The sequence below is a fragment of the Mobiluncus porci genome (assembly GCF_009695935.1).
Lineage (GTDB): Bacteria > Actinomycetota > Actinomycetes > Actinomycetales > Actinomycetaceae > Mobiluncus > Mobiluncus porci.
Map to the genome: position 1 here is coordinate 37,282 of NZ_VUMY01000012.1, position 13,836 is coordinate 51,117.

Below are 13,836 nucleotides of genomic sequence, written 5' to 3' on the forward strand. Positions count from 1 at the left end.
ATGGGTTACCGAATGCATCCCGATGTGACCCTGGTCTCGAGGATTTTTGCTCCGGAATCGGCGGCGGCATCTTTTCGTCTGGAGGCTCTTGTAAAGGCACTCGCCGATGCGGGAACGAAGGTGGACGTTTTGACCACTATTCCCGCCCCCGGCACTGACCGCCGAGGTCGCTCGCGAGCGGAGGAGCTTCTGGAAGCAGACGCGTACCGGCGGAGTTTACTGCGGGTGCGCCGGGTACAGGCAAAACGTGACAAAACGGGTTATATTCGCGGGTATTTATCATATCTGAGTTTCGATATTCCTGCTTTTTTTCGCCTCCTGCTGGCTCCCGCCCCGCGGGTGTATGTCAATGAGCCTCCACCCACGACCGGGGCAGTTCTGCGCCTAGTGGCCGCGCTAAAACGTCGTCCCTATGTCTATTACGCCGCCGACATTTGGTCTGATGCGGCTGCGGGGATGGATGTGCCGCGCTGGGTGGTTTGGACTTTGCGGACAGTGGAACAGTTCGCGCTTCGCGGAGCGTCGCGAGTTCTCACGGTCACACCGCAGTTCGCTAAGCGCTGTAAAGAACTCGGGGCTCTTCGGGTCGCCGTGGTTCGCAACGGGATTGACACGGAGGTGTTCACCGACACAGGTGCTGCCCCTGAAGCCCAAGCGGTTCTGGGTGCAAATCCCGAGGACGGTGAGTGGCTGGTATATGCCGGAACTGCCTCGGAATGGCAGGGGGCAGAAGTTTTCGTAGAGGCATTCGGAAAGATCGTGGAGGAGTTTCCGCGCGCACGGTTGCTGTTTATTGGTCAAGGTGCGGCGTGGGAGTCTTTGCAAAATGCCACCGCGCGTTTAGCGCCCGACAAGGTATTTTTTGGCCAAGTCGGAGCCGAGCAAGCTGCTGCCTGGCAACGCGCGGCGAAAGCCTGCTTAGTCTCGATTCGACCCTCTCAGGGGTATGAGGAGGCCTATCCGACCAAGGTGTTTTCCGCCTTGGCCTGTGGAACACCAGTCATCTATGCCGGTTCCGGGCCCGCCGCGGACGATATCAGGAAATCTGGGCTGGGACTGGCCTGTGACTGGGAGGCCACGGCAGTCGCGGAGGCAATGCGCACAGTTCTCAGTGGCACGCGCCAGTTCAGTGGTCTTCGGGAGTGGGTTTTGAACAATCACTCCCTAGCCAACACGGGATCCCGCGCCGCCAAGGTTGTTCTCGAAACGGCGAAACTCTAAGCATTGCGGCCATGGGAGTGTGAAACAATAGGGGAATGAAAGTCACCGCTGTTTCCACCTGGTTTCCCACCGAGAAAGCCCCCGCTTCCGGAGCGTTCATCGTCAAGGATCTCCATGCGATTGCCGAGGCGGGCGTGGAGGTGCGGTTGGTGCATCTCGTGGCGCCGCAGGTTGATGATGGCACTCGAGAACTAGAATATGAAGGCATAAAGATTCGCCGGATTCCCTTCCGCACGTTTTCACCAGTTGGGGTGGCACGGGTTGGCCGCGTGCTGCCGACTTATCTTCAGGGCTCCGACGTGGTGCATTCCATGGCGATGAGCGCGCTGGCGCCAGTAGCGGCTGCGCGAGCGGGTTCCCTAGAGGCACAGAAAATTCCTTGGGTGCACACCGAACACTGGTCGGGGCTCACCAATCCCGATACCTTGGGAGTGGCGCTGCGCGTGGCTCGTCCGGGGGTGTTGGCGCTCGAAAAACTGCCCGATGTAGTGACTTCCGTGTGTCCTTACCTCTCCGCCCCGATTCGGCGAGCACGCGGGGAAAGCTCGCAAAAACCGACTGTGGAAGTGCCGTGCGTGGTCGAACCCGCTTCGACTCTCACCCCACGCCGCGACACCGCCAAAACCGAGCCGTGGAGGCTCGTGTCGGTTGGCGGCTTGGTGGAGCGAAAAGATCCGATTTTCGCGCTGAAAGTGGTGGCGGAACTTCTCAAGCGAGGTCGTAGTGCGGAACTCACCTGGGTGGGGTCTGGCCCCTTAGAAGAGGCCTCTCGCAACTATGCCGCCAGCCACGGTGTTACGCTGCGACTGACCGGCCCGCTTCCTCCTGAAGATGTCTATCGGGAGCTGCAGTCCGCGGATTTATTTATCGGACCCACCCACGGGGATAACTTCTTTGTGTCTTGCGCCGAAGCCATCTTGAACGGGCGACCAGTCGCGGTTGGGGCCGCCGGGGGGCACCCCGACTACATGCGCGATTTTGTCGGGATTGCCCTGGAGCACCACGATGTGGGGGAATATGCCGATGCGGTGGAGCACTTGCTGAATGCAAAACCGAATGAACCGAGCGCCGAGGCAATTGCCGGAAGCATCGGCCAGGCCTTTTCCAGCGCGACTGTGGGCATGTCCTATCGGCGCGTCTATGAGGCTGTCCTCGAATCCTCTCTTGAAGAGAGTAACGCACTCCTTGCCGCGCTCCCCTCTTGGCGGGGCTGGTAAGGGGAATTTCTAGTTAGCGCACCAAGAAGCTTGCCGTGCTAAAACGCAGGGTGCCTTCGCGGTGGGTGAGTCCGCCCAAATGTGCTGGTAAGAGTGCTGCGGGGCTGAGGAAATGCCGCCGTGCTTGGGCGAGTTCCAACATGCGCGCGGTCGGAACCGTCGGATCAAGGATGGCTCCCAGCAGTGCCGTGTCGGCCCGCGAGAAGGCACGAACGCAGTCGGGAGCGAAGTCTAGGACTTCGCGAGCCAAACCGGCTAGTTTTTCGCGCTGTCCTTCGTGAGCCGAATCGTCCCACCAACTCTGTGGGCGGGTATCTAAACAGCCGAAAATATGAATCCGCAAGGTTTTGATTGCGACGCCTTGTGACGCGACAGGACTCCACTGGTGAATCCAGGGCCGGGACAAGAGGTCGGGAATATGGGCCAGCTCGTTTTCTAAGGGGCGAGGATCCATGGTGACTCGCGCGGGACCGTCTTCACCAATGAGGTATCCCGGCCCCCGTCGCTGCACTGCGACCCGTCCCTCGCTGTACAGTCGCATGGAAAAAGCGATATCTTCCCCGACAGCAAGCCTCGCCGTCATCTTGAGGCCAAGGTCTCTTAGGGTTTTCGTGCGCATTAATCCCAGCGGAGCAGAGCGGTAATAAAGCCGGTCACGCACAAAATCCGCCGGCCCGCAAAGCCAGGGGCGAACCGGTGGAGCGTGGATAGGACGCCGCTTAGACCCGCGATGCAGTCGGGTCAAAACCATATCTGCCGAGAACCGCGTGGCGAGACGTTCCCACGCCTCCACAGCTCCGGCTTCCAACACGTCATCGGAACCTTGAATCGCCACAAACTCGGTTTCGGCCGCGGCCAGCCCAGCATTGAACGGCCCCGCGGGAGAATGAATCCCATCCCGACACTCAATAATCCGGCAGTGTTTCGCTAACTTCCCAAGTTCTTTACGTAAAACTGCGCTGTTAAGATTATGGGCGACCACCAAAGGCAAGGCAGCCTTGCAGCGTAACACAGAAGCCACTGCGCGCTTTAGCGGCCTAGCAGGATCATGACAGGCAATAACCACGGTAGAATCCGCCATCTCCAGGTTCCTTTCCCTAGTTGGCTCAGCGAGGCCGCGGCGCGACACCTATACTTAAAAGCCAAGATTCAGTCTAGACCAAGGGGCAAGGGAATCCGCGATGAGCGCAAAACTAGCGGACGTCAAAGTGTTGCATTTTAATGACTGTGCCAATGTGGGCTGGTTCTTGGTGCGCTCCGCCGCTAGAGCTGGTCTCCACTGGGACTATTTGTCTCCCTCCCAGGTGCGTCCCGCACGTGACCCTGGTCGCGGTTGGGGGCGCATCAAGTGGCTACCCTATCTGGCGAATCGTGCGGCTCATGTTTCTCGAGCCGAGGTTGTTCATGTGCACTACGCGACTTCGGTGCCTTTGCTGTGGCAGCGTCCCGTACCTAGACGGCCTTACTTCCTTCACCTGCACGGTAGCGATATTCGCCGCCGCTGGAAGGAACCGGACTCCCATGACCTCGTGCAAAGAGCCATCGACGGAGCCGAAAAAGTTTTTTTCACGAATCTTGACACTATCGCGGAAGCTCTTGAAGCCCGCGCGGATGCGGAATATATGCCGGCCTTTGTGGAGCCCGCACTGTTGCCCCAGTGGCAGGCCGGTGCGCCCGGAACCCCGCCAAGCGGACAAACCATCGTGTTCGCCTCCCGCTGGGACGAAGACAAAGGCGCCGAGAAACAATTGGAACTGGTAGCAGCGCTTAGGCGAGCCTTCCCGAAAGTTACCCTCGAAGGCCTGGACTGGGGGCCCGCGGCTGCAGCAGCGAGAGAACTCGGCGTGAAGCTTCGTCCCAAAATGTCCCATCCAAACTTCCTAAACTGGCTTGCTGGTGCGGATTTAGCCGTGGGACAAGCCAATAGAATCCTCGCCATCTCCGAGTTCGAGGCGATGGCGATTGGTCTTCCCGTGGCGGCCCTCGGTAGCCGGATTCCGCGCCTTGATGACGGCTCCACTCCTCCCGTCCTGGAGGGCAGCGTGCCGGAAGTCATGGAGGCAGTGAGCGAGGCTTTGAAAGACCCACGGGCGGTCTCCCAGGCGCTTCATGGACGCGACTGGGTGTTGGCTCACCATCAAGCAGATTCCTATATTCCGAGCCTCGCGGAAGCCTATCGGCAGGCCGCGGGTTATACTGGGATTTATGACGAACCCGCCGCCCAACAACGCCGGAAACCCGCTGCCTCCGGACAACTCCACTCCGGCTTGGCACGATTTCGTGAACCGTCATCCCCTAGCTCGTGACGCCCTGACTCTCATCGGCGGGACCGGCGCAGCCCAGGCCATTACCTTGCTGGCTTATCTTTTCTTGGCAAGAATCTATGATGATACGGCTTTCGGGATGCTAGCCTTGGTGCTCTCTATCGGAACCCTGCTGACCACTGTCGCCGCGGCGCGCTATGAGCCGGCAATTATGCTCCCCGAGGAAGATCGGGAGGCAAAAACACTGGTGGCGGCCTGCATTAAACTCCTCGGCTGGTTTAGCCTCGCGGTTTTTGTCATCGCGGCCCTGGCCTTCTTCCTCGCGCATTCTTCCGCTCCGGTTTTCGCGCCTCTGCTGTGGATGCTGGCTTTTGTAGTCCTTTCCGGAGCGCTCACTTCCGTGTGGACCTACTGGTTGAACCGCAAAGGACGCTACCGGGCAATTTCTTTGAACCGAGTCCAAAGCTCCTCCGTTTCCGCCCTTGCTCCCATCTTTTTCGGCCTCGCTGGGTGGACCAGCGCCTTCGCGCTGGTGCTGGGGCGTCTACTGGGGATGATCACGGGAGCCTTGGGCTTAGCGTGGCGAGCCCGCGACTCGCGTTTTTCTTTCGAAGAAGACCGGGGCAGTCAGCGGCAAATCCTCAGGAAATACCGCAAAATGCCCTTGTTGAATGCTCCCGCCGCCATTGCTGACGCGGTGCGGATAAACGGCATCAACATCATGCTCGGCTGGTATTTTTCGGCCGCGGTTCTCGGACAATTCTCCCTAGCCTGGCAGATCGTCCAAGCCCCGCTGGCGCTCATCAACGGGGCCTTGGCGCAAGTGTATTTTCGCGAACTCTCCCGCACAAAACCCGGGGGGATGCGCCTCGCGGTGGGTCGCATCACGGGAAGATCCTTGCTGATTGGCCTTCTGCCTTTCGGTCTCCTGGCCGGCCTGTCTTGGTGGCTGTTTCCCTTCCTTTTCGGGTCGAACTGGGGTCTGGCGGGCACTATCGCCCAGATTCTCACCCCGTGGCTGTATCTTAACCTCGCGACTTCCCCGATTTCGACGGTGTTCATCGTTACAGGTCGTCAAGGCGTGGCACTGCCGTTTGCTTTGGTGTTCATGGCCGTCCCGCTGGGGCTGATTTTTCTTTCCAGCGTGGTCAACTGGTCGATTCTCGTGACGATCGGGGCGGTTTCCGCTGCGATGGCCGCGATGCTTGTGGTCTATATTTTCCTGGCGCTGTGGGTGGCGGCGGGATTCGACCGCGGACAAACCGCCGTGGGAGAGTGACACCGCGGGGCAGACGCTTAATGAGCCCCCACGATTTCAGCAACCGCGTCTTTCCACAAACCGACCACGTTTTCACTCGACAGCTCGCGGGCAACCGCGTGAGCATTTTTCTTCCAAGCCGCGACTTCCTCGCGGGTCGTGGCGGCGAGAGCTTCTTGCAATGCCTCGGCGGTGAAATCTGCGGCAACCCTCCCGAGATGGTATTTTTCCAGCCGCGACACCATCTCCGGAGTGGGGCCAATCACCATCCCGATACGGGCCTGGACGAAATCGAAAAACTTGTTCGGAAGAGCATACTGATTGTTGAAATTCACCGGCGGCAGGTTGTGAATCCCGAGGTCATAGCGGTGTAAAGTGTCGATGAGTTCCCGATAGGGGGCGCCTTCATGCAAAGTGACATTCGGCAGGCCGCGGCATTTTTCCCGCAGCTTCTCAAAATAGGCCGCATCGTTTTTCACCAAAAATAAATCCAGCGTATAGCGGTCGGGGAGTCCCGCGACGGCATCAATCATGATTTCGGTATATCGATCGGGGCGGCAGGTTCCCGCGTGAACCAGACGAATAGGATCGGATTCGGGGGTAGGCGTGGGCTGTAGCTCATGGAAGGGCGTGGCGTTCACGACAACGGTCGGGTTAATCCCGAAGTTGCGCTGGTACTCGGTAGCAAAGAAACTTGCGGTCGTGGAACAGGTCTGGGCGCGAGCCACAAAGTGTCGTACCTGCCACTGCATATAGGGTTTCACAAAAACCCGCCAGCGCCACACGTCCTCTTTCTCCCGCGGAGAGTATTCATGCAGGTCGGCATGGAGGCCCAGCTTGGGTCGGGTCCATAGACCGAAACCGATCGAGTCAATATCATCGGCAAAAGTCACATCGTAATGGTCTCGGGGCACGTTTTCACGGCACCAAGCGCTTGCCGAAGATGACCAATAGGCCTTGGTGTAGAGCCTCAGAATTGTCCACAGGCGGTTGCGTTTCCAATACACGCAGTCATCAGGAATCTGGAAATGATGAGCCACACCCTCCGGAGCCGGTCCGTAACCGCAGGTAGTGAGCTCGAAATCATCCTTGAAAAGGGTGATCTGTTTCAAAATCCGCGCATCACTCACCAGCGGCGAATACGACACCAACAACATTTTCAACTTTGCCACTTGACTATTCTAGCTAAGCTATGACAGGTAAACTGAGATGGTGAGCGAACCCACTGTCTTGGTAATTTATGGGACCCGTCCCGAGGCCATCAAAGTTGCGCCGGTCATTTTGGCTGCGCGCGACTCGAAAGTTGCGGTGAAAACCCTGACTACCGGTCAGCATCCCGAAATGGTTGCCGCCGTGAACGAGGTGTTTGGGATTATCCCGGACGCGTCCATTGACGTGATGCGGCCCGGGCAGTCGTTGAACGCGCTGGCAGCGAGGGTTTTAGAAGGACTTGATGAGAAACTTGCAGAACTCAAACCCGATGCCATTATGGTTGAGGGGGACACCACGACAGTGATGGCCGCGGCCTTGGCTGCCTTCAACTCCCACATTCCAGTAGTTCACCTGGAGGCCGGTTTGCGTTCGGGCAACCTGTTTCTGCCTTTCCCCGAGGAAGCCAACCGCAGGCTCGCCGGCCAAGTTGCGTCCCTGCATTTGGCACCCACCCCCGCTTCGCGGGCGAATTTGCTCCGCGAAAATGTGGATCCGAAACTTATTGCTGTCACCGGAAACACGGTGATTGATGCCCTGCACTACGTGGTGGATTCCGGACAGGCCGGCCAGGGGCTCGCCCCGGAGTTCGCCGCAGCACTCGCGCGTGATGGCCTGAAAGTCCTCGTCACCGCACATAGGCGTGAGTCTTGGGGGCAGCCCCTGCATGAGATGGCGCGGGCGGTGCGAGCTTCGGCAGATGCCCACCCGGAGGTGACATTCCTCTTGCCGGCCCACGCGAACCCGCAGGTGCGCGAGACATTGACGGAGGTGCTTGCGGGAGCTGCGAATGTGACGATTGGGGATCCGCAGGACTATGCGGCCTTTGCCGGACTCATCAAGGGCGTGGACCTGGTTTTGACCGATTCCGGTGGAATCCAGGAAGAAGCTCCGGCCCTCGGGAAACCGGTCTTGGTGATGCGCGATACCACCGAGCGACCCGAAGCGATTGCGGCTGGAACCGCGCGGCTGGTGGGGACGACCTACGAATCGGTTCATTCCGCTTTGGAAGGCATGTTGATTTCTCAAGAAGCCCGCGCGGTCATGTCGCGAGCCGTAAACCCCTACGGGGATGGTCACGCGGCCGAGCGTGTGGTGGCGGCCTTGGAAGAACTCCTCGGGGTGGGTAAGCGCCTGCCGGACTTTGCGGCCTAAAACCTGGCGCCACCGCGGTTTGATTAAAATAGGCGCTCTCAATCGTTCAAGGTTTGGCAGATTTGCAAATTCTTGAACGATTAGGGGGTGGCTAATTGTATAATTGTAGCCAGATAAGTGTTTTCAACTGGTTTTGGAGTTCCCCATGGTTGCCAACCCGCAAGAATATTCCCGGACACATCTCGAAGAAGAAGTGCGCGAAATCTTGTCTTCTGTGAAACTGGGGCGAATCACCAAGACTCGTGAAACGGAATCGATTGATTTCAAAGAGGAAGCAGGGAGGCGCAATGGTTCGGATATCGAGCCAGGACAGCCCGAAAATCCTGAAGCTGCCACGAAACTTGCAGATGAAGTTGCTTGTATGGCGAATACTCCTCATGGAGGAGCGCTGATCCTCGGTGTAGAAGATAAAACGGGCAAGCTGATTGGAACTGAGCTCGATACTCAGTGGCTGCGACACCGTATCTATCAGGCCATTGATGTGGCTCCCGATATCACGGAACAGCGGGTTTTGGGACAGCGTCTCCTGGTGCTTTTTGTTCCACCAGCTTCCGAACCTGTCGAAGATACCAAGGGAAGAATCCGGTGGAGAATCGGAAGTTCCTGCGAACCTGTTGACCGTGCGCAATGGTGGGAATACCAGCGAAAATTGCTACACATCGATCCGATGGCTCAAACTTCGCATTATGACTTGGCAAATGCGAGGGGGCAGGCGATTGACTTGGTAAAACAGGAAAATCAGGGATTTTCCGACTTGACAAATTCAGAACTTCTCACCCGGATTGGGGCCGCGGATTCGGAAGGAAGGCTGACCAAGGCAGGAGAGCTGCTTTTCACTGCGAGCAGTAAAAGTCACATTAATTTCACGGTTCTGGATGTGCCGGGCGGTGATGTATTGACTTTTATCGAGTCGAATCCCAATTTTTCATTACTAGAACAACTGGGTGAAATCGAACAAGCCCTCAAAATTCAGAATAAAAACAACAAACTTACGGAAGGCTATGCGCACTTGGCTGTACCGCAGATTCCGTCCAGTGCAGTTCGGGAAGCCATACTGAATGGCCTGATTCATCGGGATTGGAATCGGCAGGAACCTTTGGATGTTCGCTGGTTGGAGGGGGATAGTACCCTAATAGTGCGTAGTCCTGGTGGTTTTCCCCGAACTATCACCTCAGCTAATGTGCTTAGTAACCGTGCAGCAAGATATCCGGCTTTGGCCGATTTATTTAGGGCAATCGGGCTGGTAGATAAACAGGGCATTGGCGTTGATCGAATGTATCAAGCGATGATTACGCTAGGTCATCGTCCTCCAGAGATTATTGAGGTTAGCGGGCCTTATGTGCAAACAACTTTGGTCGGTGGCAAACCTGTTTTACCAGTCATGGAATTGGTCAAGAAAATTGTGCCTGAACCTCGCCAGAGAGATGTTCGCATTGCAATAATTTTTTACGGCTTGTTTCACTCCCCTTTTATCACTATAGAGAGTTTGGCAAGAGATTTGCAGGCCACGGAAGAAAGTGCCTGGAACGCCCTAGCCGCGGCCACACAGACTACCATTGAAGGAGAACCGATTGTTAAACGCTACCGAGAGGCGTGGATTTTAGGTGACAGCGCCCGAAAGATTTTAAAGACACACCAGGGTGATATTTTCGCACCTGGACGATATCTCACCACCGACCAGGATTCCTTGTTTGAAACCGCTAGTGCTTGGATTGAAACTTTTAGTTCTATCACAACCGGTGATTTGATGACCTTGTCGGGGGTTTCCCGAGGAACAGCATTGAAGTGTTTACAAGATATGGAGTCTGTTGGGGTGGTGCGACACGCGGGAAGCGGTCGTTCCGTGAGATATCAACGAGTTACTGTCTAACAACCCCCTTAATCGTTCAAGGTTTGGCAGATTTGCAAATTCTTGAACGATTAGGGGGCGGCTAATTGAACAATTGACCTGCGGAGAGATTTCGCTGGGATAAGGTTCAGCGCCAAATCCCGCAGGTGTCCAAAACCGGCACCTTGATGGAGTTGCGGTCTAGGGCTTTGAACTGCTTGTGGGCGACGAGTCCGACCACCGCGGCAGCCCCCGACAGGGCTTCCTCCAAGGAGACGAGCAACACATTTGGAAGTCCCGCCAAGCCACTGGGGAGCTCATCGACATTCGGCTCCACGACGAGAACGCTCGCTCCTGGCAGTTCCGCGAGTTTCTTGGCTACCGTAATCGCCGGTGAAGCGCGCAAATCATCCACATCCGGCTTGAAAGCAAGTCCCAAAGCCGCCAGAGTGACCGGATCGCCTTCTTTCCAGCCGAGGCTGGAAAGAATCGTGCGGACCTCAGCCATCACATCATCCGGTCGCGAATCGTTGACTTCACGAGCGGTGCGGATCAAGTTTGCGAGCTCCGGTGCGGCATCCACAATGAACCAGGGGTCTACTGCGATGCAGTGCCCGCCGACACCCGGCCCGGGACGCAAAATATTTACCCTCGGGTGTAGATTCGCGAGCTCAATTAACTCCCAGACGTCGATGCCGAGCTTTTCACAAATCTTCGCCAGCTCATTGGCATAAGCAATGTTCACGTCGCGGAAAGAGTTTTCCGCGAGCTTCGACATCTCGGCGGTTTTCGCATTCGTCATGCGGATTTGGCCTTTACAAAAAGTGGCGTAGAGGTCACGAGCCGCCTCACTGGCCTCGGACGTCAACCCGCCCACAATCCGATCGTTATCAAAAATTTCCACCATGATTCGTCCGGGCAAAACGCGCTCCGGGGCGTGCGCGAAAAGTAGCGAACCGGCCAGGTCTGGGCGGTTCTTCTCAATGCGCTCGGCCATTAACTCGGTCGTTCCCGGGGGAGAGGTGGACTCCAAAATCACCAGCGCGCCCTTTGCCACGTAGGGAGAAATCTCGTCCGCGGCGGCCAACACGTAAGACAAGTCCGCCTCATGATTGCTCTTGAAAGGAGTGGGCACCGAGATGATATATGCCTCGGCTTCGCTCGGCGTGGTAGACGCGGAAATCATTCCCCTCTCGTGAACCGCACGCAGGGCTTCATCAAGACCCGGCTCCAAAAACGGCACTTTACCGGCGTTCACGGCATCCACGTGGGTCGGATTTGTGTCCACGCCCTTCACTTTGAGACCTGCTCCGGCCAACGCTACTGCGGTCGGTAATCCGATATATCCCAAGCCGATTACTTCCACGTTTTTCACAGTCATAACTTGTCCTTTCTTCCCGTCAATAATAGCCGTCTTGTCAGTCTTTCGCTGAACTCGTGGGGGTGAGGTTCCCAGTGGCTTCATCTTGTACACTTTGGAGAGACACTCATCGGGAGGAAGGGAGGCACTTTGGAGCCATTTGCTTTACTGGCAGCCATCCTTCTGGTTTTGATTTCCCTAACCCTTCCGGGCTGGCTCGTGGCCTGGGGGCTCGGTTTGCAAGGGGCTTTGCGGGCTGCGGTGGCTCCTGCGCTGAGCCTCGGGATCTGGGCGGGCGCCACCTGGATTGCGATTGGTCTGCAGCTCCCGTGGCGGGTCTGGCTCGCGTTGCCACTGGTGGCACTGGTTGTAATTCCTTTTGTAGTCGGGCGTCTGCTGACCCTGCGATCCGGCTCGAAGGCTGTTTGGCCGCGCGTGCCGCGCACTTCACTTCCTCGCGGGCTGTGGGTGGTGGCTGGAGTATGTGCGGCCATAAGTGTGCTGCCTTACCTTATCGGCACCCGCCTAGGGGCTCGCGTGCCGCAAACCTGGGACGTGGTCTTTCACCTTTCTGCAATCCGTTACACCCGCGAAACCGGATCCGCTTCGCCATGGATTGCTTTTACTCAGTTGAACGGAGGCAGGCAAGTCTATTACCCCAATATTTTCCACAACATCGTGGCGCTTCTGCCGGTCTCACCGGTGGCGGTTTTCGAAGCCATGATGATTGCGGTGCTGGTCTTGTGGCCGCTCATCATAGGAGCCTTTACCCTGCAGGCGATGGTGACCCTGCGGGGCGCGTCTCAGTCCAGCTTCACTATGAGTGGCCTCGCAATGCTGGGCGCGGCGCTGGGGGCGAATTTTCCTGCGAACTATGTCGCTAACCTTGCCACGCCGCCTTACACGCTGTCCTTGCTTGCCACCCCGGGGCTTGTGGCTTTGGCGGTGAGCATGCACCGGCTGCGCCCCGTCACGGTTCGCTACCCGCGCAGTTCCAAAAGCGCGCCCTCCGAAGACTCCCCCACGAGCGGGGCGCTCAAGCAAATCCAGAAGAGGGCTTCCTCTGCGCTGTTATCTTCACAACTCGCGCCTTGGCTGGCTCTCGGGATTTTTGTCGGTCTCGCCGGGGTGGTTTCAACCCACCCTTCCAGTTTGTTCAATCTGGTGTTGCTGCTCGGGGTGCCGGTCGCGGTTCTGACCGTGCGTGGCTGGCGGGAATGGCAAGCAGCGCGCTCTGTGAAGATTCTGCTGCCGCTTGCGGTGATAGCAGCGGTGGCAGGGGCGAGCTGGTTGGTGCTGATACCGAGGCTTCGGGCGATGGCCTCCTTCGCCAACCCAAATCAGAACCTCTGGACCAACACCTGGAGAATGTTTGCTGATTACCCCAAAGGACCTTTCAACCTAGGTTTCGGGGTAAGCGGCGCGCTGTTCTCCCTGGCAGCGCTCTACGGTCTCGTCACGCTCTTGCGGGCGGGACGTCTTGGCTGGTTGACCTCCGGATTCATCGTCTCCTGGGTGTTTTACCTGCTCGCGGCGGGACCGGTGTGGCCGGGTTATTTCCTGACAACCCCCTGGTACTTGCAGTTTTCCCGACTGGCGCCACTGGTGCTTATGTGCGAATTGCCGCTCGCGAGTTTTGGTTTTGTGCTCCTGCTAGAGCGCCTGGAAATAAAACACCTCACCTCAAATAGAATCCGCGGGCCTCAGTGGTTCACAGCCTTGTTAGTGGTGGTACTTCTCGTAGCTAGTCTCGGCGGAACGAATTGGGGACGCTTTGAGGTTGTGGAAGGTGCTTACAACCCCCAAAAAATTATTCGCGGCACGATGCTTACCGGAAGCGAGCGGGATTTTATTCACCGTCAAGCCGAGACTTTGCCCGATGATGCGCTCATCTGGGCGGCTCCTTACAACGGATCGCCTTTCTGGTGGATTCTCGAGGGGAAACATGTAGTTTTCCCAAGCCTTTCTTGGCCTGGAGGCGAAAACCTCGAGGTAATCAGGGATCTCCACGACGGTATCGCCAGTGAACAAACCTGCAACTACTTCAAAAAAATCGGGGTTACACATTATTTTGTTGACACAGACAAGACTGCCGCGGGGGCGCGATCAGGGGATTACGCGTGGTTGTGGCGTGAAAAAAACGTGAGTTTCCGCCTTCCTGACAATCTGCTCACTAAAGTGGCGGAGAATCCCACCAATCCGCAGGATTTAGGAGGCTTCGTCGGACAGCGCCTCTACAAAGTGAACCTTGACGCGTGCGCAAAATGAGTTATGGGGACGTGCTTTTTGACTCATTTTCTCAGCGCCTTGCTCGGACGTGGGTG

At 57.3% G+C, this 13,836-nt stretch carries 10 protein-coding genes; 7 read left to right on the forward strand and 3 right to left on the reverse strand.

Annotated features, from left to right (window positions below; genetic code table 11):
• Complete coding sequence (locus FYJ63_RS07350; RefSeq protein WP_154545283.1) at positions 1-1,221, forward strand: glycosyltransferase family 4 protein; 1,221 nt, start codon at positions 1-3, stop codon at positions 1,219-1,221.
• A gap of 35 nt (positions 1,222-1,256) precedes the next feature.
• The gene (locus tag FYJ63_RS07355) at positions 1,257-2,438 is read left to right on the forward strand and encodes a glycosyltransferase family 4 protein (RefSeq protein ID WP_154545285.1); all 1,182 of its coding nucleotides are present in this window, start codon (positions 1,257-1,259) and stop codon (positions 2,436-2,438) included.
• A gap of 13 nt (positions 2,439-2,451) precedes the next feature.
• On the opposite strand, the gene FYJ63_RS07360 is transcribed toward FYJ63_RS07355, so the two are convergent.
• Entirely contained in the window at positions 2,452-3,519 is a 1,068-nt protein-coding gene (locus tag FYJ63_RS07360; RefSeq protein WP_154545287.1) for a glycosyltransferase family A protein, read from the reverse strand.
• Positions 3,520-3,619: 100 nt separating this feature from the next.
• Here FYJ63_RS07360 and FYJ63_RS07365 point away from each other — a divergent pair, with 100 nt between their 5' ends.
• Both FYJ63_RS07365 and FYJ63_RS07370 read left to right on the forward strand, forming a co-directional pair.
• A complete protein-coding gene (locus FYJ63_RS07365; RefSeq protein WP_229770055.1) occupies positions 3,620-4,744 on the forward strand; it encodes a glycosyltransferase family protein in 1,125 nt (374 codons plus the stop codon).
• On the forward strand, positions 4,644-5,981 hold the full coding sequence (locus tag FYJ63_RS07370; RefSeq protein WP_195839361.1) for an oligosaccharide flippase family protein: 1,338 nt from the start codon (positions 4,644-4,646) through the stop codon (positions 5,979-5,981). Before FYJ63_RS07365 ends, FYJ63_RS07370 begins: the two co-directional genes overlap by 101 nt.
• Positions 5,982-5,998: 17 nt before the next feature.
• On the opposite strand, the gene FYJ63_RS07375 is transcribed toward FYJ63_RS07370, so the two are convergent.
• Entirely contained in the window at positions 5,999-7,117 is a 1,119-nt protein-coding gene (locus tag FYJ63_RS07375) for a glycosyltransferase family protein (protein WP_154545357.1), read from the reverse strand.
• A 52-nt stretch (positions 7,118-7,169) separates the two neighbouring features.
• Between FYJ63_RS07375 and wecB the strand changes: the two genes are divergently transcribed.
• Together wecB and FYJ63_RS07385 are read left to right on the forward strand one after the other, a co-directional pair.
• Positions 7,170-8,324, forward strand: coding sequence for a non-hydrolyzing UDP-N-acetylglucosamine 2-epimerase (gene wecB, locus FYJ63_RS07380; RefSeq protein ID WP_154545291.1), 1,155 nt, complete (start codon positions 7,170-7,172; stop codon positions 8,322-8,324).
• 145 nt (positions 8,325-8,469) lie between these two features.
• Positions 8,470-10,194, forward strand: a complete 1,725-nt coding sequence (locus FYJ63_RS07385; RefSeq protein WP_154545293.1) for a DUF5635 domain-containing protein — start codon at positions 8,470-8,472, stop codon at positions 10,192-10,194.
• A 106-nt stretch (positions 10,195-10,300) separates the two neighbouring features.
• On the opposite strand, the gene wecC is transcribed toward FYJ63_RS07385, so the two are convergent.
• Entirely contained in the window at positions 10,301-11,533 is a 1,233-nt protein-coding gene (gene wecC / locus FYJ63_RS07390) for a UDP-N-acetyl-D-mannosamine dehydrogenase (RefSeq protein WP_154545295.1), read from the reverse strand.
• Positions 11,534-11,662: 129 nt separating this feature from the next.
• Between wecC and FYJ63_RS07395 the strand changes: the two genes are divergently transcribed.
• A complete protein-coding gene (locus FYJ63_RS07395; protein ID WP_154545297.1) occupies positions 11,663-13,780 on the forward strand; it encodes a DUF6541 family protein in 2,118 nt (705 codons plus the stop codon).
• Positions 13,781-13,836: the final 56 nt, after the last annotated feature.